This is a genomic window from Actinomadura opuntiae (genome assembly GCF_030283205.1).
Taxonomy (GTDB): domain Bacteria; phylum Actinomycetota; class Actinomycetes; order Streptosporangiales; family Streptosporangiaceae; genus Spirillospora.
In genome coordinates, this window is sequence record NZ_JASNWF010000006.1 from 363,134 (window position 1) to 385,056 (window position 21,923).

Below are 21,923 nucleotides of genomic sequence, written 5' to 3' on the forward strand. Positions count from 1 at the left end.
GGTGAGGCGCACGTAAAATTCTGCGTGCATGAGGTTCGTGTTTTATGTGAACCTTGAGCGCTCTTCAACCGTCTCTGGGGTGGATCGAGCTTTTCGGGGCGCGCGTTACATGGGTTGGGTGAGGTCGTATGGCCGTCGTTGACAAGGTTCAGGCCGAGTCACCGATCCGCCACGAGCAACGTCGCCCGGATGCGCAGAGCTGGAGTGGATGGTACCGCCGGTTCGCCGGGGGGCTGGACTTCTTCAGCATGCTCGCGGCCGGGGTGATCGCGTTCGTGCTCCGCTTCCCGGGCGTGCCGAGCGACCCGACGGCCCCGTACGTGGCGCTGACGGTGGCGCTGCCGGTGCTGTGGATCCCGATGCTGGCGCTGTGCCGGGCGTACCAGCCGCGCTACATCGGCGTGGGGTACGAGGAGTTCAAGGGCGTCATCCGGGCGGGGTTCATCTTCACCGCGACGCTGGCGATCCTGGCGTACGCCACCAAGACCGAGGTCGCGCGCGGCTACGTGGTGATGGCGATGCCGCTCGGCACGTTCCTGAACCTCGTCGCGCGGTACCGGCTGCGCAAGTGGCTGCACCGCAAGCGCTGGAACGGCGAGTGCATGCGGCGGGTCGTGGTGGCGGGGCACCGCACGTCCGTCGCGGATCTGATCCGGCTGCTGCGGCAGAAGCGCTACCACGGGATGGACATCGTGGCGGTGTGCCTGCCGCCGGCGCTGGCGTCCGGTGAGGACGCGGTCCGCGAGGTCGAGGGCGTGCCGGTGCTGGGCGACTTCGCCCAGACGGCCGCGGTCGCCGAGCGGATCGGCGCGGACTCGGTCGCGGTGCTGGCCTGCCCGGAGATGGACGGCGTGGCGCTGCGGCGGCTGGCGTGGCAGATCGAGCGGGACGACGTGGAGCTGGTGGTGGCGCCGGCGCTGATGGACGTCACCGGCCCGCGGATCTCGATCCGGCCGGTGTCGGGGTTGCCGCTGCTGCACGTGGAGCATCCGGAGCTGGACGGCGGCCGCCGGGTGCTGAAGGGCCTGTTCGACCGGACCGCGGCGCTGTCCGGGCTGCTGCTGCTGAGCCCGCTGATGCTGGTGGTCGCGTTCCTGATCAAGGTGACCAGCGCGGGCCCGGTGATGTTCAAGCAGGTCCGGGTGGGCCGCGGGGGCCGCGAGTTCACGGTGCTGAAGTTCCGCACGATGGTGCAGGACGCGGAGGCCCGCAAGGTCGCGCTGCTGCAGCACAACGAGAACGACGGCGTGCTGTTCAAGATGCGCGAGGACCCGCGGATCACGCGGGTGGGGCGGTGGCTGCGCCGGTACTCGCTGGACGAGCTGCCGCAGCTGATCAACGTGGTGCGCGGCGACATGTCGCTGGTGGGGCCGCGCCCGCCGCTGCCGGAGGAGGTCGCCCAGTACGGCGGCGACGTGTACCGGCGGCTGGTGGTGAAGCCGGGGCTGACCGGGCTGTGGCAGGTCAGCGGCCGGTCGGACCTGACGTGGGACGAGTCGGTCCGGCTCGACCTGCGGTACGTGGACAACTGGTCGCTGGCGCTGGACCTGCAGATCATGTGGAAGACGTGGTCGGCGGTGTTCCGCGGGTCCGGCGCGTACTAGCCGCGGGACTCCCGCCGACCGGGACCGCGGCCCTGGCACCGGTCGCGGTGCGGTATCCATGAGAAAGTAGACCGGGCAGACCAGTCGAGTCGGGAATGTGATCAACGGATGACCGAGACAGCGGCGGCGGACGACCACGCGCTGGCGGCGGAGCTCGCCGCGGCGGCGGGCCGGCTGCTGCTGGGCGTGCGGGACGAGGTGGGCTTCGCCGACGGGCGCGCCCTGAAGGACACCGGCGACCTGCGGTCGCACGAGTACCTGATGGCGGCGCTGGCGGAGCGGTGTCCCGGCGACGCCGTGCTCTCCGAGGAGGGCCGCTCGTCGGTCGCGGGCAAGCGCTCCAAGGACGACGACCGGGCCCCGACCCGCAACACCGGCGAGGCCGAGCGGCTGTCGGCGCGGCGGGTGTGGATCATCGACCCGCTCGACGGCACCCGGGAGTTCTCCGAGGAGGGCCGCCGCGACTGGGCGGTCCACGTGGCGCTGTGGGAGCGGGACGCGGCGGGCGCGGCGCGGCTGTCGGCGGGCGCGGTGGCGCTGCCGGCGCAGGGCCTGACGCTGCGGACCTGCGCGACCGGCGGCGCGGTGCTCGTCCGCGACGACGCCGGCGAGCCCGACCCGGTGACCGCGGGAACGGACGCGGCGCGCCGGGGCCTGCCGCGGGAGGTGCCGCTGCACGCGCCCGCCCCGGACACGGGCAAGCTGCGGATCGCGGTCAGCCGGACGCGTCCCCCCGAGTTCGTCCAGCGTCTCGCCGAGAAGCTCGAAAAGGGGGGCGTGGGGGGTCGTCCTCCCTCGGAGGGCCTCGATGTGGAGCTGGTGCCGATCGGGTCGGCGGGGGCGAAGATCTCCGCGGTGCTGCTCGGCGAGGTGGACGCCTACGTGCACGCGGGCGGCCAGTACGAGTGGGACTCGGCCGCGCCGGCGGCGGTCGCGCTGGCGGCGGGCGCGCACGCGTCCCGCGTCGACGGCGCTCCGCTGGAGTACAACCGGAAGGACCCGCGGCTCCCGGATATCCTGGTGTGCCACCCTGTGTCGGCGTCGACGCTGCTGACCGGCATACGGGAAGTGGGCGACAGCCTGCCCGCCTAGGCCGCCCTGCCGGGCGGGATTGACCGGCGGCGGGCCGACGTTCGATCCGGTGGGAAGCGCGGGCGCCCGTCCCGTGCCACCGGTTTATCTGCCAGAACAGCGTGGAGAGAGCCCCAGACCATGCAGCGTTGCGATTATCTGCTGTCCCAGCTAGACGTCCTCGAGGCCGAGTCGATCCATATCTTCCGGGAGGTGGCGGCCGAGTTCGAGCGGCCCGTGCTGCTGTTCTCGGGCGGCAAGGACAGCATCGTGATGCTGCGCCTGGCCCAGAAGGCGTTCTGGCCCGCGCCGATCCCGTTCCCGGTGATGCACGTCGACACCGGCCACAACTTCCCCGAGGTGATGGAGTACCGCGACCGGCGGGTCGCCGAGCTGGGCGTCCGGCTGGTCGTGGCGTCGGTGCAGGACGCGATCGACTCCGGCCGGGTGGTGGAGCAGAAGGGGCGCCGCGCGTCGCGCAACCGGCTGCAGATCACGCCGCTGCTGGACGCGATCGAGGAGCACCAGTTCGACGCGGCGTTCGGGGGCGCGCGCCGCGACGAGGAGAAGGCCCGCGCCAAGGAGCGCGTGGTGTCGTTCCGGGACGAGTTCGGTCAGTGGGACCCGAAGAACCAGCGCCCGGAGCTGTGGAACCTGTTCAACACGCGGATCACGCAGGGCGAGCACGTCCGGGTGTTCCCGCTGTCGAACTGGACCGAGCTCGACATCTGGGACTACGTGCGGCGCGAGGAGCTGGAGCTGCCGCCGATCTACTTCGCGCACACCCGCCGGGTGTTCGAGCGCGACGGGCTGCTGCTGGACGCCGAGACCGGGTTCGCCAACCGCGGCGACGACGAGCCGGAGTTCGAGGCGTCGGTCCGGTACCGGACGGTCGGCGACGCGTCCTGCACCGGCGCGGTGAAGTCGAACGCCGCGACGCTGGACGAGGTCATCGCGGAGATCGCCGCGACGCGGATCACCGAGCGGGGCCAGACCCGCGCCGACGACCGCACCAGCGAGGCCGCCATGGAGGACCGCAAGAAGGAGGGCTACTTCTAATGGCCAGCACGAACGAGCCCGCCGCGAGCACGTCCACCACGGGCACGTCCACCACGGGCACGTCCACCACGGGCGGGCCGGCCAAGTCCATGGACCTCCTGCGCTTCGCCACCGCCGGCAGCGTCGACGACGGCAAGTCCACCCTCATCGGGCGGCTGCTGTTCGACTCCAAGTCGATCTTCGAGGACCAGCTGGAGTCGGTCGAGAAGACCAGCGTCGACCGCGGCGAGGAGTACACCAACCTCGCGCTGCTGACCGACGGCCTGCGCGCCGAGCGGGAGCAGGGCATCACCATCGACGTGGCGTACCGCTACTTCGCGACGCCGCGCCGCAAGTTCATCATCGCCGACACCCCCGGGCACATCCAGTACACCCGCAACATGGTGACCGGCGCGTCCACCGCCGACCTGGCGATCATCCTGGTGGACGCCCGCAAGGGCATCCTGGAGCAGTCCCGCCGGCACGCGTTCCTGACCACGCTGCTGCAGGTCCCGCACCTGGTCGTGGCGATCAACAAGATGGACCTGGTCGACTACGACAGGGCCGTCTACGAGCGGATCGTCGACGAGTTCACCGCGTTCGCCTCCAAGCTGGACGTCTCCGACCTGACGTTCATCCCGATCTCGGCCTTGCACGGCGACAACGTCGTCGAGCGCAGCGTGAACATGCCGTGGTACGACGGGTCGTCGCTGCTGCACCACCTGGAGCACGTGCACATCGCCTCCGACCGCAACCTGATCGACGTGCGGTTCCCGGTGCAGTACGTGATCCGCCCGCACGCCTCCACCGACCCCGAGCTGCACGACTACCGCGGCTACGCCGGCCAGGTCGCGGGCGGCGTGCTGAAGCCGGGCGACGAGGTCGTGCACCTGCCGTCCGGGCTGACCACGACGATCACCGGGATCGACGGCCCCGGCGGCCCGGTCGAGGAGGCCTACGCGCCGATGTCGGTGACGCTGCGGCTCGCCGACGACATCGACATCTCCCGCGGCGACATGATCGCCCGTCCGCACAACCGGCCGGAGACGGCGCAGGACCTGGACGCGATGGTGTGCTGGATGACCCCCGACCGCGCCCTCACGCCCCGCTCCAAGCTGATCATCAAGCACACCACCCGCACCGCGAAGGCGCTGGTGAAGGAGCTGCACTACCGGCTGGACGTCAACACCCTGCACCGCGACGAGCAGGCGCCGGGCCTCGGCCTGAACGAGATCGGCCGGGTCTCGCTGCGGGTGACGCAGCCGCTGTTCGTCGACGACTACGCCCGCAACCGGCTGACCGGCGGGTTCATCCTGATCGACGAGGCCACCAACAACACCGTCGGCGCCGGGATGATCACCGGCGCCCGATAAGCACCCCTTGGAGCCCCCCGTGCACCTGCCCGCCCCCCAGGGCCCGACCTACGCCGTCGCGCCGTGAAGGCCCTCGTGCTGGCGGGCGGGGCCGGGTCCCGGCTCCGCCCGATCACCCACACCTCGGCGAAGCAGCTCGTCCCGGTCGCCAACAAGCCGGTCCTGTTCTACGGCCTTGAGGCGATCCGGGACGCCGGGATCCGCGAGGTCGGCATCGTCGTCGGCGACACCGAGGCCGAGATCCGCGGCGCCGTCGGCGACGGCTCGGCGTTCGGCCTCGACGTGACCTACCTGCGCCAGGACGCCCCGCGCGGCCTCGCGCACGCCGTCCTGATCGCCCGCGAGTACCTCGGCGGCGACGACTTCGTGATGTACCTCGGCGACAACTTCATCGTCGGCGGCATCGACGGGCTCGTCGGCCGGTTCCGGGCGGAGCGCCCGCAGGCGCAGATCATGCTGACGCACGTCTCGGACCCGCGCGCGTTCGGCGTCGCCGAACTCGACGACGCGGGCCGCGTCGTCGCGCTGGAGGAGAAGCCGGAGTTCCCCAAGAGCGACCTGGCGCTGGTCGGGGTGTACCTGTTCAGCGCGGCGGTGCACGAGGCGGTCGCGGAGCTGAAGCCGTCCGCGCGCGGCGAGCTGGAGATCACCGACGCGATCCAGTGGCTGATCGACCACGGCCACCGGGTCGAGTCCACGGTGATCACCGGCTACTGGAAGGACACCGGCAACGTCACCGACATGCTGGAGGTCAACCGCCTCGTGCTGGAGGGCGTCGAACCTCATGTGGAGGGCGTGGTGGACGAGGCCAGCGAGCTGATCGGCCGGGTCGTGGTGGAGCGCGGCGCGCGCGTCGCCGGGTCCCGCGTCGTCGGCCCGGTCATCGTCGGCGCCGGCTCGCTCGTCCGCGACTCCTACGTCGGGCCCTTCACCTCCATCGACCGCGACTGCGCGGTCCTCGACAGCGAGATCGAGTACTCGATCGTGCTGCGCGGCGCGTCCATCGACGGCGTCGGCCGCATCGAGTGCTCCCTGATCGGCCGCGAGGCCGAGGTCACGCCCGCCCCCCGGGTGCCGAAAGCCCACCGTCTCGTCCTGGGAGACCACAGCAAAGTGCAGATCAGCAAGTGAGCGGCAGCAGGAGCGCCCCCCGCGTTCTCGTAACGGGTGGGGCCGGGTTCATCGGGTCGCAGTATGTGCGGGACCTGGCGTCCGGGGCCTATCCCGCCTGGGACGGTGCCGAGATCACCGTGCTGGACAAGCTGACCTATGCCGGGAACCTGGCGAACCTGGAGCCCGTCGAGGGGCGGTTCACGTTCGTGCACGGCGACATCTGCGACGGCGGGCTGCTCGCAGAGCTGGTGCCGGGGCACGACGTGGTGCTGAACTTCGCGGCCGAGTCGCACGTGGACCGGTCGATCGCCAGCGGCGCGGAGTTCGCGCGGACGAACGTGCTGGGCGTCCAGACGCTGATGCAGGCGTGCCTGGACGCGGGGACGCCGCGGGTGGTGCAGGTCTCCACCGACGAGGTGTACGGCAGCATCGACGAGGGCTCGTGGGACGAGGACGCGCCGCTCGCGCCCAACTCGCCGTACTCGGCGGCCAAGGCGGGCGGCGACATGATGGCCCGCGCCTACGCGCGCACGCACGGGCTGCCGGTCAGCATCACCCGCTGCGGCAACAACTACGGGCCGTACCAGTACCCGGAGAAGGTCATCCCGCTGTTCGCCACGAACCTGATGGACGGCCGCACGGTGCCGCTGTACGGGGACGGCGGCAACGTCCGCGACTGGATCCACGCCGCCGACCACTGCCGCGGCATCCAGGTGGTCGCCGAGCGCGGCGAGCCCGGCGAGGTGTACCACATCGCGGGCACGGCGGAGCTGACGAACCTGGAGCTGACGCGGCGGCTGCTGGAGGCGGTCGGCGCCGGCTGGGACATGGTCGAGCGCGTCGAGGACCGCAAGGGCCACGACCGCCGCTACTCGCTGTCGGACGCCAGGCTGCGGGCCCTCGGGTACGCGCCGCAGGTGGCGTTCGAGGACGGCCTGGCCGCGACGGTCCGCTGGTACCAGGAGAACCGCGCCTGGTGGGAGCCGCTGAAGAAGCGGTCGAAGGACGCCAAGTGAGCTGGCTGGTCACCGGGGCGGGCGGGATGCTCGGCACCGACGTCGTCGCCCGGCTGGACGACGTGGTGGCGCCGGGGCGCGGCGAGCTGGACCTGACCGACCCCGGCGCGGTCCGCGAGGCGCTGCGGCGGCACCGGCCCGGGATCGTGGTGAACTGCGCGGCCTGGACGGCCGTGGACGACGCGGAGACCCAGGAGGACGCGGCGCTCGCCGTCAACGGCACGGGCGTCGAGGTGCTCGTCGCGGGCTGCGCGGAGATCGGCGCGAAGCTCGTCCAGGTGTCCACCGACTACGTGTTCGACGGCACCGCCACCGAGCCGTACCCGGAGGACGCGCCGGCCGCGCCCGTCAACGCCTACGGCCGCACCAAGCTCGCCGGTGAACGGGCGGTGCTCGCCTACGAGCGCGGATACGTCGTGCGGACCGGGTGGCTGTACGGGGCGCACGGGCCGAGCTTCGTCCGGACGATGGCGCGGCTGGCGGGGGAGCGCGACACCGTCGAGGTGGTGGAGGACCAGGCCGGCCAGCCGACCTGGACCGGCGACCTCGCCGGCCGGATCATCGCGCTGGCCCGCGCGGACGCCCCCGCCGGGGCCTACCACGGCACGAACGCGGGCCGGACGACCTGGTACGGCCTGGCCCGCGAGGTTTTCGCGCTGCTCGGCCTCGACCCGGAGCGGGTGCGGGCCACGACGAGCGAGAAGTTCGTGCGGCCCGCGCCGCGTCCGGCGTTCAGCGTGCTCGGGCACGGCCGCTGGGCGGCCGCCGGCCTGGACCCCATGCGGGACTGGCGGGACGCGCTGCACGCCGCCTGGCCGTCGCTGCAGGCCTGTTGGGCCGAGGCTCAGCGCGGCAGCCCCAGCTTGGCATAGTGGTCGAGGCAGTCCTGGTAGGACGGCAGCAGGCCGGCCCGGTGGGCCTCTTCGAGCGTCGGAGCCTGGGCGTCCTTGTCGGACAGCAGCGGCTCGATGTCGGCGGGCCACTCGATGCCGAGGCCGGGGTCGAGCGGGTGCACGCCGTGCTCGCGGCCGGGCGCGTAGGGCTCCGAGCACAGGTAGACGACGGTCGCGTCGTCGGTCAGCGCCATGAACGCGTGCCCGACGCCTTCGGCGACGTACAGGCAGCGGCGTGACTCGTCGTCCAGCCGGACGCCCTCCCACTGCCCGAACGTGGGGGAGCCGACGCGCAGGTCGACGACGACGTCGAGGATCGCGCCGCGCAGGCAGGTGACGTACTTGGCCTGCCCCGGCGGGACGTCGGCGAAGTGCACGCCGCGCAGCACGCCCTTCGCCGACACCGAGCAGTTGGCCTGCGCCAGGTTCAGCCCGTGGCCGGCCACCGGGCGCAGGACGTCGTCACGGAACCACTCATGGAAAGATCCCCGCTGGTCACCGTGCACGCGCGGGTCGAAGGAGTAAGTACCTTTGATGCCGAGTGGATCCACATGCGCAAGAATGCCACACGGTCCCCCGCAGAGATGGACGTCAGTACTGTGAGAACGCACCCCCTCAGGCTCCGGCTCGCCGCAGGCAGTGCGGCGGCGGTGCTCGTGGTTCTGACAGGGCCGGCGGCGGTCGCGGAGCAGTCGCCGTCGCCGAGTCCCGCAGTGACGAGCACGGCCGCGGCGCGCACGGCGTTCCGGCCCGCCGTGGCCGCTCCCGCCGCGATGGTCGCCGGCGTCGTGCATCCCGACATCTGGTGGACGGTCGCGTCCGGCGTGGCCGGGTCGCGGCTGTACGCGCTGGACGGCAAGGGCCGCACCCGCGCCGCCTACACGCTGACCGGCGTCCCGGCGGGCCGCTGGGACGCCATCACGGTCGTCAAGAACGGGGCCGGGGAGTCGGGGCTGTTCGTCGGCGACCTGAGCGCGGGCCGGGCGGGGAGCCTGGTGCTGCACCGGGTGGCCGAGCCGAAGACGCTGACCGGCGGGGCGCTGGCGGCCAAGTCGTTCAAGGTGAAGTACCCCGACGGCGGGCACCGGGGCGCCGCGCTGCTGGCCGACCCGGCCGAGACCCGCGTCTACATCATCACCCGGGACGCGACGGCCGCGGGCGTGTTCGCGCTGCCGGGGGTGCTCGGCCCGGCGACGAACGCGCTGACGCGGCTGCGGACGCTGCCGTTCCCGGTGCGCGGCGGCGCCTTCGCCCGGGACGGCCGGGTGATCCTCAAGACGACCACGGACGTGCGGATCCTCGGCGGTATCCGCGACGACGCCGGGCAGGTCGTCAAGACGTCGGCGTCGCTGGCCGGGCACGCGTTCGGGGTGTCCTCGGACGGCAGGAAGGTGTACCTGTCGAACGCGAGCAGCAGCAGGCCGGTGTTCCGTTCGCTGGCGCTGCCGGCGGTGAACGCGGCGACGCAGCCGGACGCGTCCGCGTCCCCGGCGGCGAACGACGGATCACCGGTCGCGTACCCGTCCAAGTCGGGGATGCCCGGCGGCCTGATCGGCACCGGCGCGCTCGTCGGCCTGGTGCTGCTAGGGCTCCTGGGGGGCGTGTTCTACGTACGGGGTCGCCGTCACAGTGGTGCCTGAGCGGCCGCCCGGCAGCTCCAGCGCCTCCTCGGGCCGCCGCTGGACGGGCGCGGGGTCGCCGCCCTGCCGGCGCAGCGCCTCCGTCCACGCCACGAGGATGAACAGCCACACCGACGACACGTTCGCGGGGGCGGCGAGGCCCTCGGTGGTCATGCTGTCGGTGAGGAAGCAGCCGAAGATCCCCAGCAGCATGCCGGCGTCGGCGCGCAGCGTCCGGTGCCGGCAGAGCGTCAGCAGCACGAACCCGAGCGTCAGCAGCAGCGCCGCGAACGCGATCGTGCCGACGACGCCGTTGTCGACGAGCGCGTTGATGAACGCGTTGTGGCCGCCGCCGAGGCCGATGCTGTCCAGGAACAGGCCGCGGGACGCGCCGAGGCCCCGGCCGAAGATCGGCTCCTCCCGGAACGCGTCCATCGCCAGCGACCACAGCTCGGTGCGGGAGTTCAGGGTGGCGAGCTGCTCGGTGCTCTCGCCGCGCGACACGAACGCGAGGATCTTGTCGGAGAACGCCAGCACCGCCAGCACGGCCACCGCGGCGCCCATCACGATCACGTCGATCCGGCCCTTGGGGCCGCGCGCGGTGGCCAGCAGGACGAGCAGCCCCGCGGCGCAGCCCAGCGCCGCGCCGCGCGTCCCGGTGGCGACGAGCGCGCCCGTCAGGACCGCCAGCGCCACCACGTAGACGACCGGGTGCCACAGCCGGTCCTGCGGCCGGTTCCACCGGATCAGGTAGCCGACGACCAGCAGGATCGCGACGGCGAGGTACACGCCGGCGATGACGGGGTGGACGTACAGCCAGTTGAACCGCGACTCGGTGTGCAGCGTGCGGGGGAACGGGTGCGCGGCGCCGATCCCCACCGACACCAGCACGATCCCGATGAAGATGTGCGCGAGCTTGCGCAGGTCGGCGGGGGTGGCGCGGGTCGCGATGGCGTGCGCCACCAGCATCGTGATCAGCAGCTGGACGCCGCGGACGATGCCGAGCGACTTGAACGGCGACCACAGCGCCGAGAACGCCACGTACCCGCAGAAGCACCAGGCCGCCAGCAGCAGCCCGGTGGTGCGGCGCCGCGGCAGGTAGAGCCCGAACCGCCACACCAGGTACAGCGCCGCCGCGCCGTAGACGGCGATCTCCAGCAGGACGGTCATGTCGGCGCTGCCGCTGACGGCGTTGTCGACGTCCCGGCTGCGCAGCTTGTAGTCGCTGGCGAGCATCAGGGCCAGCGGCAGCGCGTAGGCCCACCACCCGGCGCTCGGCGCGGGCGGCCGGCGGCGCGGGAAGATGCCTTTGACGGTCATGAGGCCCTCCCTGGGTGAGTCCGGCCGCCGCCGTGCCCGCACGGGCTCGTTAAAGACGAGACCAAGGATACGGGTGGCGGACCGGTAGCCTGTCCCCCGTGAATCGAGGGACTCTTCCCGGCCCGGTCGTCGCCGCGGGCCGTAGCGTGATCCGTGGGTACGGGATGAGCACGGCGGCGCTGCGCCCCGGCCCCGACTTCCTGCTGATCGGCGCCAAGCGCGGCGGCTCCACCTCGCTGTACTACACGCTGCTGGAGCATCCGCAGGTCATGCCGCTGTTCCCGAACGCGCGGCTGCTGCCCAAGGACAACCACACCAAGGGCGTCCACTACTTCGACACCAACTACGACAAGGGCGGCGCCTGGTACCGGTCGCACTTCCCGGCGTCCGCGCGCCGCGCCGGCAAGGTCGTGGGGGAGGGCTCGCCGTACTACCTGTTCCACCCGCTGGCGGCGGAGCGGGCCGGGCGGGACGTCCCGGACGCCAAGATCCTGCTGGTGCTGCGGGACCCGATCGAGCGGGCGTTCTCGCACTACCGGGAGCGGCGGCGGCAGAACGCCGAGGACCTGCCCACGTTCGAGGAGGCCCTGGCCGCCGAGGCGGACCGGCTCGCCGGCGAGGAGGAGCGGATCGTCGCCGAGCAGCCCGGCTACGCCAGCTACGCGCACGAGCAGCAGTCCTACCGGGCGCAGGGCGAGTACGCCCCGCACCTGCGGCGCTGGATGGAGCACTTCCCGGCCGAGCGGTTCTGCGTGCTGGCGGCGGAGGAGTTCTACGCCGACCCGCAGGCCGCCTGCGACACCGTGGCGCGCTTCCTCGGGCTCGACCCCGCGCCGCTGCCCCCGTCGGCGATCAAGGTGTGGAACGCGGCGCCCAGCCAGGACCTCGCCCCCGCCACCCGGCAGGCCCTCGCCGAGCACTACGCCCCCTTCAACACCGACCTGGAAGCGCTCCTAGGCCGCACCTTCCCCTGGGCGCGTGCTTGATTGCATTGCCCTTGGCGTCAGGCGCTGGGGCGCCTTCCTTCGGCGGGCACTGCGGCGATCGCTGTGTTGATTGCACCGCCCTTGGCGGTCGGGCGTTGGACGCCCTCCCTTCGGCGGGCGCTGCGTGCGATCGCTGCATCGCTCCGACTCGGCCCTGGGGGCCTCGCTGCGCGATCGGATTCTCGCAAGCTCGAATCCGGCTTCGCACGCGATCGCAACGCCCGGGTCGCTGACGGCTGAGGAGGGGCAACGATCCCCGTCAGGACGTCCACGCTCCGACGTGGCGGGTGCCGGTGGGTTTGTTGAGGAGGGCGGCGATGGGGGCTGGGAGGGGGAGGGCGGTGCCGGTGTCCGCCTGGGTGGCGAAACTGCGTTCCAGGGCGCCGTCCTGGCCGGCGGCGCCGCCGGTGGTCTTCAGGACGCCGCGCTTCTCCTGACCGGTCTCTGACCGGAACCGGCCAAGGTCGGTGAAGTCGGAGGTGCCGCCGGAACCGCGCGCCCACCGCACGACGGCGTGCGGGTTCCCGTCCGGGCGGACGTAGACGTTGCCGTCGACGGTGAGGCCCATCTGGCCGCCGCCGCGCCGGTGCGTGCCGTCCTCGACGCACAGCAGGCACGGGGTGCGCGGGCGGGCGTCGGCGAGGGTGTTGTTGCTGATCACGACCTTGGACACCTGCCAGGTCATCGCCGGGTCGCCGTTCTTCTGCCGCGGGTCGCGGCCGGCCGCGTGCGGGTCGGACGGGCTGCGCGGGTCCTGCGCGAGGTGGATGGTGCGGCCGTTGCCCGCCATCGAGTTGTTCCAGATCTGGACGTCGGAGGTGTTGTTGACCTTCAGCCCGTCCCCGGCGTTGCCGCCGATCACGTTGCCGGCGACGACCGCCTTGGCGCTCAGCTCCAGCGAGACGCCGTGGTCGGCGTTGCGCAGGATCCGGTTGCCGGTGAGGGTGATGTCGTAGACGGACTCGTCCATCCACACGCCCTTGCCGAGGTTGTCGGCGAACACGCCGCCGGTCACCGCGACCTGCCGCGACCGGGTCACCTTCACCCCGCCGGAGACCGGCGAGTACTTGAAGTGCTCGGCGTTGTTGCCGGTGCTGCGGACCCCCTCCAGCCGCAGGTCGTCGGCGTAGTTGGCGTGGACGCCGAGCATCCCGTTGCCGTCGGCGGTGACGTGCCGGACGCGGGCGTGCGCGGCGAGCACGCTGAGGCCGGTGGTGGCCGAGTCGTCCACGGCGACGTTCTCGACGGTGACGCGCGGCGCGGTGACCTTCACGCTGCCGAGCTGGGGAAGCGAGGTGGCGTAGCGGCGGACGCCGAGGCCTCGCAGCCGGGAGCCGGCGCCGCCGACGGTGATCGCCTCCGACAGCGTGCTGGCGCGCACGTCGTGCCCGCGCGGGTCGGATCCGAGGTAGAGCCTGCGGGCGCCCTCGTCGACGTAGAAGGTGCCGGGCTTGACGTCGGCACGCGCCCCGACCTGCCGCTGCGGGGCGCCGTCGAGCCACACCTGGTCGGGGTGGGCGGCCATCGGGTGGTCGGGGGAGACGAACTGGAAGTCGCCGTCCCCGCTGGCCTTGGCGCCCGCGGTGTAGGTGGGGCTGGCGTCGAAGCGGGTCGTCCAGCCCTCGCGGACCCAGGCGTCGTTGCCGGCCCGCCATCCGCCGACCGGCGAGCTGCCGTCCAGCCAGACGGCCTCGCGCGGCGCCGACTGGATGGTCAGCTTCTTGCCGCCGGGCACGGTGACCGACTCGTGGTAGACGCCGCCGCGCAGCACGACCGTGCCGCCGGGGTGCGCCTTGGCGACGGCCCTGGCCAGCGTGCGCAGCGGGTGCTTGCGGGTGCCGTCCGCGCCGTCGTTCCCGGACGGCGACACGAACAGCGCGCCGTCCGGGACCGGGTAGGCCGTGGAGCCCATGGGCGCCGCGCCGGGCGGCCCCTGGACGGGGGAGGGCAGCTGGGGCGCCGCGTCGTGGCTGCGCGGCAGCTGCCAGCCCAGGAAGCCCACTCCCGCGATGACCGGCAGGGCGAGCACCCTGACGATCATCGTCCGGTTCGAGCTGCGAGACCGGTTCGAGCTAGGCATGGCACGACCCTTTACCCCCGGGGAACGCTGGAATCACGAACGTACCCCGCCGAACCCTCAGTTGTGCAGGGCCCCCGCGAACAGTGCGGTCTTGTGCTGGGCGTCGAACTTGACACCGACCTTGACGGACTTGTATCCGGACGACGGCAGGTCGAAGGCGTAGGACGCCGACCTGCGCCCGCCGGGCGGGACGGTGCCGTAGAAGTCGTTCAGGTTGGCGTAGGAGGTGTGCTGCGCGCGCGTCTTCTTCGCCCCGTAGACGGCGGTGACCTGCACCTTGTTGAGGTCGAGGGGCTTGCTGGAGCCGTTGTCGAACTTCAGCGTGAAGATGGTGAGCACCTTGCCGGTGAGCTCGCCGGGCCCCTGGTCCTTGTTCTTGACGTAGCGGATGTTGCTGATCGCCACGCTGACCTTGTCGTCGTAGGTGACCGGCTTGCTCAGCCCGCCGGAGGACTTCAGCGTGGCCGAGCCGGGCGCGGCGTTGGCCTGCTCGGTCGGCTGCGCGCTCGGCGGCGGGGGCGGGGTCGGGGTCGCCGCCTTCTTCTTCCCCCCGCCGCATCCGGTCAGCGCCAGCGCGAGGGCGAGCACGGCGCCCGTCGCGGCGAGATGCCTGCGCGGACGCGCTCCCCGATGGGACATCCGGCTCTCTCCTATCCAGTGACGGCGAACGTCGTCAAGCGACAACGAACAGAAACTTCCGGAGCAGAACAGTGTAAACAGGGATACCGGATTACCCTGCTTTTACTTCCGTGACCGAGGGGGCCACCGGAGACGAGCGGCAGGGGACCGGCCCAGTGAGATCTGTACTTTCGCACCGGCGCGCGTGGCGCGTCCGTAAAACGGCGATAGCCGCGTTCACCGCCTTCTCGACGGCGCTTCTCGGCGCCGCCGCCGTGCCGGCCGCGGCCGACACCGACCCGCCGTCCGGCACGCCCGCGACGGTCAGCGCCGACCCGCTGCCGACCGCGCAGGTCAACGGGGTCGTGTGGAGCATGGCGACGGTCGGCGGCACCGTCTATGCGACGGGGAACTTCACCAAGGCGCGCCCCGCGGGCGTCGCCGAGGGAGGGGCGGGCGAGGTCGCGCGCGGCAACATCCTCGCCTTCGACCTCACCACCGGGAACCTCATCTCGTCCTTCGACCACTCCCTGAACGGGCAGGGCCTGCGGATCGTCGCCTCGCCCGACGGCAAGCGCGTCTACGTCGGCGGCGATTTCACGACCGTGGACGGCCAGACCCGCAACCACGTCGCCGCCTTCGACACCGCCACCGGCGCGCTCGTCACGTCGTTCGCCCCCTCGGTGTCGGCCAAGGTCCGCGCGATCGCGGCGACGGACTCGACCGTCTACCTGGGCGGCAACTTCTTCAACGTCAACGGCGCCGGGCGGACGCGGCTCGCGGCGGTGAAGGCCGCCGACGGCTCCAACATCGACACCTGGCGGCCCACCGCGGACGACGACGAGGTCTTCGCGCTGGCGCTCGCGCCCGCAGGCGACCGGGTGATCGTCGGCGGCCGGTTCCAGCAGCTCAACGGCGAGAGGCACGTCGGCATCGGCGCCGTCAGCGCGGCCAACGGCGGGACGGCGCCGTGGAGCAGCACGCCGATCCCCGGCAAGCTCGGCGACAGCATGTTCTCCTACGTGACGGACCTGTACGTGTCCGGCGACACCGTCTACGGCGCCGCGGACGGGGAGGGCTGGCACTGGTTCGACGGCCGGTTCGCCGCCAAGGCCGCCACCGGCGACCTGGTGTGGCTCGACAACTGCTACGGCGCGACGTACGGGATGTTCGTGCAGGCGCAGGCCGTCTACAGCGTCTCGCACGCGCACGACTGCACCTCGCTCGGCGCCTGGCCCGACACCAGCCCGCAGACGTTCCAGCGCGCGCTGGCCGAGACGACGGCCCCCACCGGGACCGACCACGGGTCCCCGAGCGTCGGCAGCAGCTACAGCGGCCAGCCGATCCCGGGCCTGCTGCACTGGTTCCCGAGGCTGGCGATCGGGTCGTTCACCAAGCAGTACCAGGCGGCGTGGGCCGTCACGGGCAACGGCGACTACGTCGCGATGGGCGGCGAGTTCCCGAACGTCAACGGCAAGGCGCAGCAGGGCCTGGTGCGGTTCGCGGTGAAGGCGAAGGCGCCGAACAAGGTCGGCCCGCAGGCCGCCGACCTCGGCACCCCGACGGCGACCCCCATGGCGGACGGCAGCGTCCGCGTGGGCTGGAAGACCACCTGGGACATGGACAACGCGTCGCTGAAGTACGAGGTGCTGCGCGACGGCGGGAGCACGCCGATCGGGACGGTCGACCGGACGTCAACGTTCTGGGACGAGCCGAACGCCGCCTACTTCGACGCCACCGCCGCGCCCGGCACCTCCCACACCTACAAGGTGCGCGCGGTGGACGCCGCCGGTAACGCCGTGACCAGCGCGGCGTCCAACGCGGCGACGACGGGGAACGGCACGCCGGGCCCGTATTCGAGCCAGATCAGGGCCGACGGCGCGCAGGCGTACTGGCGGCTCGGCGAGCCGAGCGGTCCCGCCTACGACTACGCGGGCTCCAACGACCTCACGCTCGGCCTCGGCGTCACCCAGGGCCAGGACGGCGCGATCTCCGGCGACGCCGACAAGGCGGTGGGCTTCGGCGGCTTCTTCGGCTCGTCCGCGGGCAGCGGCGCCGCTGCCGCGCCGGGCGATTTCAGCGTCGAGGCGTGGGTGCGGACGACGTCCGGCAGCGGCGGGAAGATCATCGGGTACGGGAGCAGCGCGTCCGGCAACAGCTCGTCCTACGACCGGCACCTGTACATGACCAACGACGGCCGGGTCGTGTTCGGCGTCTATCCGGGCTCCACGAAGACGGTCCAGAGCGCGGCCGGGCTGAACGACGGCAAGTGGCACCACGTCGTCGGGACCCTGGACGGCGGCGCCGGGATGAAGCTGTACGTCGACGGCGCGCAGGCCGCGGCGGACGCCGGCGTGACGTCGGCGCAGAGCTACTCCGGCTACTGGCGGATCGGCGGCGACAACCTCGGCGGCTGGCCGAACCGGCCGTTCAACGACTACTTCAACGGGACGATCGACGAGGCGGCGGTGTACCCGCGGGCGCTGACCGCCGACCAGGTAGCCCGCCACCACGGCCTCGGCACCGGCGCCGTCAAGCCGAACCAGCCGCCGACCGCCGCGTTCACCTCGGCGTGCGACGAGCTGGCCTGCACGTTCGACGGCTCCGCGTCGGCCGACCCGGACGGGACGGTCGCGGCCTACGCCTGGGACTTCGGTGACGGGACGACCGGCACCGGCGCCAAGCCGTCGCACACCTACGCGGCGGCCGGGAACTACACCGTCAAGCTCACCGTCACCGACGACAAGGACGCGACCGGCGAGGTCGTGCACGCGGTCGGGGCGACGTCGTCGCTGCTGGCGTCGGACGCGTTCGGCCGGACGGTCACCGGCGGCTGGGGCGCCGCCGACACCGGCGGAGCCTGGAGCAAGGTCGGCTCCGGCGGTGTGCTGTCGGCGGGCGGGACCGGGCAGATCGAGCTGCCGGCAGCCAAGAACGACGGCGGCGCGAACCTGAACGCGGTGTCGTCGCAGGACACCGACCTGACGTTCACCGTCGCGACCGACAAGGAGGGCACCGGCAACGGCGTCTACGTGTGGGCGATCGGGCGGCGCGTCGCCGGGCAGGGCGACTACCGGGCCCGGCTCAGGCTGCGCCCGTCCGGGGTGGTGTCGCTGCAGCTCAGCCGGACCGACGCGAGCAACGTCGAGACGGCCGTCGGCGCCGAGCAGACCGTCTCCGGCCTCACCTACCGGGCGGGCGTGCCGCTGCACATGCGCCTCCAGGTGACCGGCGGGTCGCCGACCGCGCTGAAGGCGAAGGTGTGGGCGGACGGCGCGGCCGAGCCGGACTGGCAGGCCACCGGGACCGACGCGACGGGCGGGCTGCAGGCCGCCGGCGCGGTCGGGATCCGGGCCTACCTGGCGGGCAACGCCACGAACGCGCCCGCGGTCGTGTCCGTCGACGACCTGCGGGCGGCCCGGGTCACCGGCTGACCGTAAGTCACGAACTGCGGGCGGCCCGCGTCACCGGCTGACCGTAAGTCACGAAAAATGCGAGTTGGGTCACGATTTCATAAGACAGCGGATGTATCGGACGTGGAGGCCAATAGGATCCCTGCACCGCAGTGGCCGTCGGGGTCACCGGGCCGAGGTCTTGGGGAGCCGACTCGTGAGAGCTCTTATGCGACAGCGCCGGACGGGCGTCCGCGCGGGCGTGGCGGCCGCCGCCCTCTCGCTGGCGGGTGCGGCCTTCATGCCGGCCGGCCCGGCCGCCGCCGACACCGACCCGCCGTCCGGCACGCCGGCCACGGTCAGCGCCGACCCGCTGCCGACCGCGCAGATCAACGGCGTCGTGTGGAGCATGGCCACGGTCGGCAACACGGTCTACGCGACCGGGAGCTTCACCAAGGCGCGCCCCGCGGGCGTCGCCGAGGGCGGGGCGGGCGAGGTCGCGCGCGGCAACATCCTCGCCTTCGACCTGACGACCGGGAAGCTCAGCACCTCGTTCGTGCACACGCTCGACGGCCAGGGCCTGCGGATCATCGCCTCCCCCGACGGCAGCCGGGTGTACGTCGGCGGCGACTTCACCAAGGTCGACGGCAAGGCGCACAACCACCTCGCCGCGTTCGACACCACGACGGGCGCGCTGATCGACTCGTTCGCGCCCAACGTGCACAACCGCGTCCGCGCCATCGCCGCGACGAACTCGACCGTGTACGTCGGCGGCAACTTCTTCAACGTCAACGGCAGCGGGCGGACGCGGCTGGCGGCGGTGAAGGCCTCCGACGGGTCCAACATCGGGACCTGGCGGCCGACCGCCGACGACGACGAGGTCTACGCGCTCGCGCTGTACGGCGACCGCGTGATCGTCGGCGGGAAGTTCCAGAAGGTCAACGGCCAGTCCCACGTCGGCATCGCGGCGGTCAGCGCGACCAACGGCGGCACGCTGCCGTGGAGCAGCAGGCCGATCCCGACCAGGAGCGACAGCACCCACTTCTCGTACGTGACGGACCTGCGCGTCGACGACGGCATCGTCTACGCCGGCGCTGACGGGGAGGGCTGGCACTGGTACGACGGCCGGTTCGCCGCTGAGGCCGACACCGGCGACCTAGTGTGGCTGGACAACTGCTACGGCGCCACCTACGGCGTCTACCCCGTGGCCAACGAGGTCTACAGCGTCTCGCACGCGCACGACTGCACCTCGCTCGGCGCGTTCCCCGACACCACCCCGCAGACCAACCACCGGGCGCTGTCGGAGACCAAGGCCGCGACCGGCACCGACCGCGGCCTGCCGGGCGCGAACAGCAACTACAGCAGGCAGCCGGTCCCGAGCCTGCTGCACTGGTTCCCCAGGCTCGCCGTCGGCTCGTTCACCCAGCAGTCCCAGGCGGCCTGGGCCGTCACCGGCAGCGGCGACTACGTCGCCATGGGCGGCGAGTTCCCCAAGGTGAACGGCAAGGCCCAGCAGGGGCTGGTGCGGTTCGCGCTGAAGGCGAAGGCGCCGAACAAGGTCGGCCCGGAGGGCGCCAGCCTCAAGGCTCCGACGGCGAGCGCCCGGCTCGGCGGCTCCATCCGCGTGACGTGGAAGACCACCTGGGACATGGACAACGCCTCGCTGAGGTACGAGGTGCTGCGCGACGGCGGCAAGACCGCGATCGGGACGCTGACCAGGTCCGCCGCGTTCTGGAACCCGGCGAGCCTGGTCTACACCGACACCACCGCCCCGAGCGGCGCCCACACCTACAAGATCCGCGCCGTGGACGCCAACGGGAACGCGGCGACGAGCGCGGCGTCCAACTCCGTCCGGCGGTGAACGGCGGCCCCGGAAAGGTGATCGGCCCCGACGCCTGAAAGTGCTCCGAGGTTTACACCTCGGAGCACTTTTCTATTTCCGGATGCGGCCATACTGCGCTGAGCAGCCGACTTCAAGCGCAGCGTGAGCGGTTCGCGTCACGATTTCATAAGACGGCGGATAGGCCGCGCGGGATTGGCACTAAGATCGCCAGACCGGAGTGGCCGTCGGGGCCACCGGGGGTCACGTGCTTTAGGGGATCCGACTCGTGAGAGCTCATCTACGACCGCGCCGTTCCAGCGTGCGCGCGGGCCTGGGGACCGCCGCCGCGCTCTCGCTCGTGGGCGCCGCACTCCTGCCGGCCGGGACGGCCGGGGCCGACACCATGCCGCCGGCGACGCTGCCCGCGACCGTGAGCGCCGACCCGCTGCCCACGGCCCAGGTGAACGGCGTCGTGTGGAGCATGGCGACGGTCGGCAACACGGTCTACGCGACCGGGAACTTCACCAAGGCGCGCCCGGCCGGCGTGAGGGCGGGCGGGGCCGGCGAGGTCGCCCGCGGCAACATCATGGCGTTCGACCTGACGACCGGGAAGCTCAGCACCTCGTTCGTGCACACGCTCGACGGCCAGGGCCTGCGGCTCATGGCGTCCCCGGACGGCAAGCGCGTCTACGTCGGCGGCGACTTCACCAAGGTCGACGGCAAGGCGCACAACCACCTCGCCGCGTTCGACACCACGACCGGCGCGCTGATCGACTCGTTCGCGCCCAACGTGCACAACCGCGTCCGCGCCATCGCGGCGACGAACTCGACCGTGTACGTCGGCGGCAACTTCTTCAACGTCAACGGCAAGGCGCGGACGCGGCTCGCCGCGGTGAAGGCCTCCGACGGCTCGAACATCGACACCTGGCGGCCCGTCGCCAACGACGACGAGGTGTACGCCCTCGCCGTCTCCGGCGACCGCGTCATCGTCGGCGGCCGGTTCCAGCAGCTGAACGGCCAGAAGCAGGTCGGCATCGGCGCGGTCAGCGCGACCAACGGCGGCACGCTGCCGTGGAGCAGCAAGCCGATCCCGACCAAGGCCACCGAGCCCGACAGCGAGGGCAAGTACGGCTTCTCCTACGTCACGGACCTGCGGATCCAGGACGGCGTCGTCTACGGCGCGGCCGACGGCGAGCGGTACCACTGGTTCGACGGCCGGTTCGCCGCCAAGGCCGACACCGGCGCCCTGGTGTGGCTGGACAACTGCTACGGCGCCACCTACGGCATCCTGCCCGTCGGCCAGACCGTCTACAGCGTCGGGCACCCGCACGACTGCTCCTCGCTCGGCGCGTTCCCCGAGACCGACCCGAAGACCTTCCACCGCACGATCGCCGAGACCTTCGACGCGCGCGGCACCGACCACGCCAAGCCGGGCACCAACAGCAACTACAGCAAGCAGCCGATCCCGGCGCTGCTGGACTGGTTCCCCAAGCTCGGCATGGGCACCTTCACCCAGCAGTTCCAGGCCGCCTGGGCCGTCACGGGCAACAGCGGCTACGTCGCGATGGGCGGCGAGTTCCCGAACGTGAACGGCAAGGCGCAGGCCGGCCTGGTGCGGTTCGCCGTGAAGGCCAAGGCGCCGAACAAGGTCGGCCCGACGACCGGCATGAAGGCGCCGACCGTGACCCGGACGTCCACCGGCCTCAAGGTGTCCTGGAAGGGCACCTGGGACATGGACAACGGCTGGCTGCACTACGAGGTGCTGCGCGACAGCTCGACCACCGCGCTGACCAGCGTCAAGCGGCTGTCGCAGTTCTGGGCCGAGCCGTCGATGACCTTCACCGACACCAAGGCCCCCGCGGGCAAGCACACCTACCGGATCCGCGTGAAGGACCCGCTGGGCAACACCATCACCGGCCCGGCGTCCGCCGCCGTGACGCGGTGAGCCGGACGAACTGAGCGCGTGATACGGAACGCC

At 72.1% G+C, this 21,923-nt stretch carries 16 protein-coding genes; 12 read left to right on the top strand and 4 right to left on the bottom strand.

The window, feature by feature from the left end; genetic code table 11:
- Positions 1–128: 128 nt before the first annotated feature.
- From QP089_RS15470 to rfbD, 7 genes are all read left to right on the top strand, one after another.
- Positions 129–1,604 carry a sugar transferase gene (locus tag QP089_RS15470; protein ID WP_285912281.1) on the top strand — a complete coding sequence of 492 codons (1,476 nt, stop codon included), beginning with the start codon at positions 129–131 and terminating at the stop codon, positions 1,602–1,604.
- Positions 1,605–1,712: 108 nt separating this feature from the next.
- On the top strand, positions 1,713–2,696 hold the full coding sequence (locus QP089_RS15475) for an inositol monophosphatase family protein (protein WP_285912282.1): 984 nt from the start codon (positions 1,713–1,715) through the stop codon (positions 2,694–2,696).
- 120 nt (positions 2,697–2,816) lie between these two features.
- The gene (gene cysD, locus QP089_RS15480; protein ID WP_285912283.1) at positions 2,817–3,734 is read left to right on the top strand and encodes a sulfate adenylyltransferase subunit CysD; all 918 of its coding nucleotides are present in this window, start codon (positions 2,817–2,819) and stop codon (positions 3,732–3,734) included.
- Positions 3,735–3,823: 89 nt separating this feature from the next.
- A complete protein-coding gene (locus QP089_RS15485; protein ID WP_285912398.1) occupies positions 3,824–5,086 on the top strand; it encodes a sulfate adenylyltransferase subunit 1 in 1,263 nt (420 codons plus the stop codon).
- 63 nt (positions 5,087–5,149) lie between these two features.
- Positions 5,150–6,217, top strand: coding sequence for a glucose-1-phosphate thymidylyltransferase (locus QP089_RS15490; RefSeq protein ID WP_285912284.1), 1,068 nt, complete (start codon positions 5,150–5,152; stop codon positions 6,215–6,217).
- Between the two features lie 65 nt (positions 6,218–6,282).
- Complete coding sequence (gene rfbB, locus QP089_RS15495; protein ID WP_285912285.1) at positions 6,283–7,215, top strand: dTDP-glucose 4,6-dehydratase; 933 nt, start codon at positions 6,283–6,285, stop codon at positions 7,213–7,215.
- Positions 7,212–8,087 (top strand): dTDP-4-dehydrorhamnose reductase, encoded by an 876-nt coding sequence (gene rfbD, locus QP089_RS15500; protein WP_285912286.1) that lies wholly within the window; start codon positions 7,212–7,214, stop codon positions 8,085–8,087. The genes rfbB and rfbD overlap by 4 nt, the downstream gene beginning before the upstream one ends.
- Here rfbD and rfbC read toward each other — a convergent pair.
- Complete coding sequence (rfbC, locus tag QP089_RS15505; protein WP_285912287.1) at positions 8,060–8,659, bottom strand: dTDP-4-dehydrorhamnose 3,5-epimerase; 600 nt, start codon at positions 8,657–8,659, stop codon at positions 8,060–8,062. The two genes, rfbD and rfbC, sit on opposite strands and share 28 nt — an antisense overlap.
- Positions 8,660–8,821: 162 nt before the next feature.
- Between rfbC and QP089_RS15510 the strand changes: the two genes are divergently transcribed.
- Positions 8,822–9,748 carry a hypothetical protein gene (locus tag QP089_RS15510; protein WP_285912288.1) on the top strand — a complete coding sequence of 309 codons (927 nt, stop codon included), beginning with the start codon at positions 8,822–8,824 and terminating at the stop codon, positions 9,746–9,748.
- On the opposite strand, the gene QP089_RS15515 is transcribed toward QP089_RS15510, so the two are convergent.
- Positions 9,692–11,047, bottom strand: coding sequence for an O-antigen ligase family protein (locus QP089_RS15515; RefSeq protein ID WP_285912289.1), 1,356 nt, complete (start codon positions 11,045–11,047; stop codon positions 9,692–9,694). The two genes, QP089_RS15510 and QP089_RS15515, sit on opposite strands and share 57 nt — an antisense overlap.
- Positions 11,048–11,145: 98 nt before the next feature.
- On the opposite strand from QP089_RS15515, the gene QP089_RS15520 reads away from it, so the two are divergent.
- Positions 11,146–12,033: a sulfotransferase gene (locus tag QP089_RS15520; protein ID WP_285912290.1), complete on the top strand. Its 888-nt coding sequence runs from the start codon at positions 11,146–11,148 to the stop codon at positions 12,031–12,033.
- A gap of 259 nt (positions 12,034–12,292) precedes the next feature.
- Here the strand turns inward: QP089_RS15520 and QP089_RS15525 are convergent, their stop codons facing one another.
- Together QP089_RS15525 and QP089_RS15530 are read right to left on the bottom strand one after the other, a co-directional pair.
- Positions 12,293–14,074: a right-handed parallel beta-helix repeat-containing protein gene (locus QP089_RS15525; RefSeq protein ID WP_285912292.1), complete on the bottom strand. Its 1,782-nt coding sequence runs from the start codon at positions 14,072–14,074 to the stop codon at positions 12,293–12,295.
- A gap of 96 nt (positions 14,075–14,170) precedes the next feature.
- The gene (locus QP089_RS15530; protein ID WP_285912293.1) at positions 14,171–14,752 is read right to left on the bottom strand and encodes a hypothetical protein; all 582 of its coding nucleotides are present in this window, start codon (positions 14,750–14,752) and stop codon (positions 14,171–14,173) included.
- 155 nt (positions 14,753–14,907) lie between these two features.
- On the opposite strand from QP089_RS15530, the gene QP089_RS15535 reads away from it, so the two are divergent.
- From QP089_RS15535 to QP089_RS15545, 3 genes are all read left to right on the top strand, one after another.
- Positions 14,908–18,165, top strand: a complete 3,258-nt coding sequence (locus QP089_RS15535; protein ID WP_285912294.1) for a LamG-like jellyroll fold domain-containing protein — start codon at positions 14,908–14,910, stop codon at positions 18,163–18,165.
- Positions 18,166–18,340: 175 nt separating this feature from the next.
- Positions 18,341–19,984 carry a hypothetical protein gene (locus tag QP089_RS15540; RefSeq protein ID WP_285912295.1) on the top strand — a complete coding sequence of 548 codons (1,644 nt, stop codon included), beginning with the start codon at positions 18,341–18,343 and terminating at the stop codon, positions 19,982–19,984.
- Between the two features lie 280 nt (positions 19,985–20,264).
- Positions 20,265–21,890 carry a hypothetical protein gene (locus QP089_RS15545; protein WP_285912296.1) on the top strand — a complete coding sequence of 542 codons (1,626 nt, stop codon included), beginning with the start codon at positions 20,265–20,267 and terminating at the stop codon, positions 21,888–21,890.
- The last annotated feature ends 33 nt before the right edge of the window (positions 21,891–21,923 follow it).

Bases quoted from the DNA above. Each gene is read 5' to 3' on its own strand.
- cysD (WP_285912283.1), top strand. From the start codon at position 2,817: ATGCAGCGTTGCGATTATCTGCTGTCCCAGCTAGACGTCCTCGAGGCC.
- QP089_RS15530 (WP_285912293.1), bottom strand. From the start codon at position 14,752: ATGTCCCATCGGGGAGCGCGTCCGCGCAGGCATCTCGCCGCGACGGGC.
- QP089_RS15525 (WP_285912292.1), bottom strand. From the start codon at position 14,074: ATGATCGTCAGGGTGCTCGCCCTGCCGGTCATCGCGGGAGTGGGCTTC.
- QP089_RS15515 (WP_285912289.1), bottom strand. From the start codon at position 11,047: ATGACCGTCAAAGGCATCTTCCCGCGCCGCCGGCCGCCCGCGCCGAGC.
- QP089_RS15485 (WP_285912398.1), top strand. From the start codon at position 3,824: ATGGACCTCCTGCGCTTCGCCACCGCCGGCAGCGTCGACGACGGCAAG.
- QP089_RS15470 (WP_285912281.1), top strand. From the start codon at position 129: ATGGCCGTCGTTGACAAGGTTCAGGCCGAGTCACCGATCCGCCACGAG.
- QP089_RS15475 (WP_285912282.1), top strand. From the start codon at position 1,713: ATGACCGAGACAGCGGCGGCGGACGACCACGCGCTGGCGGCGGAGCTC.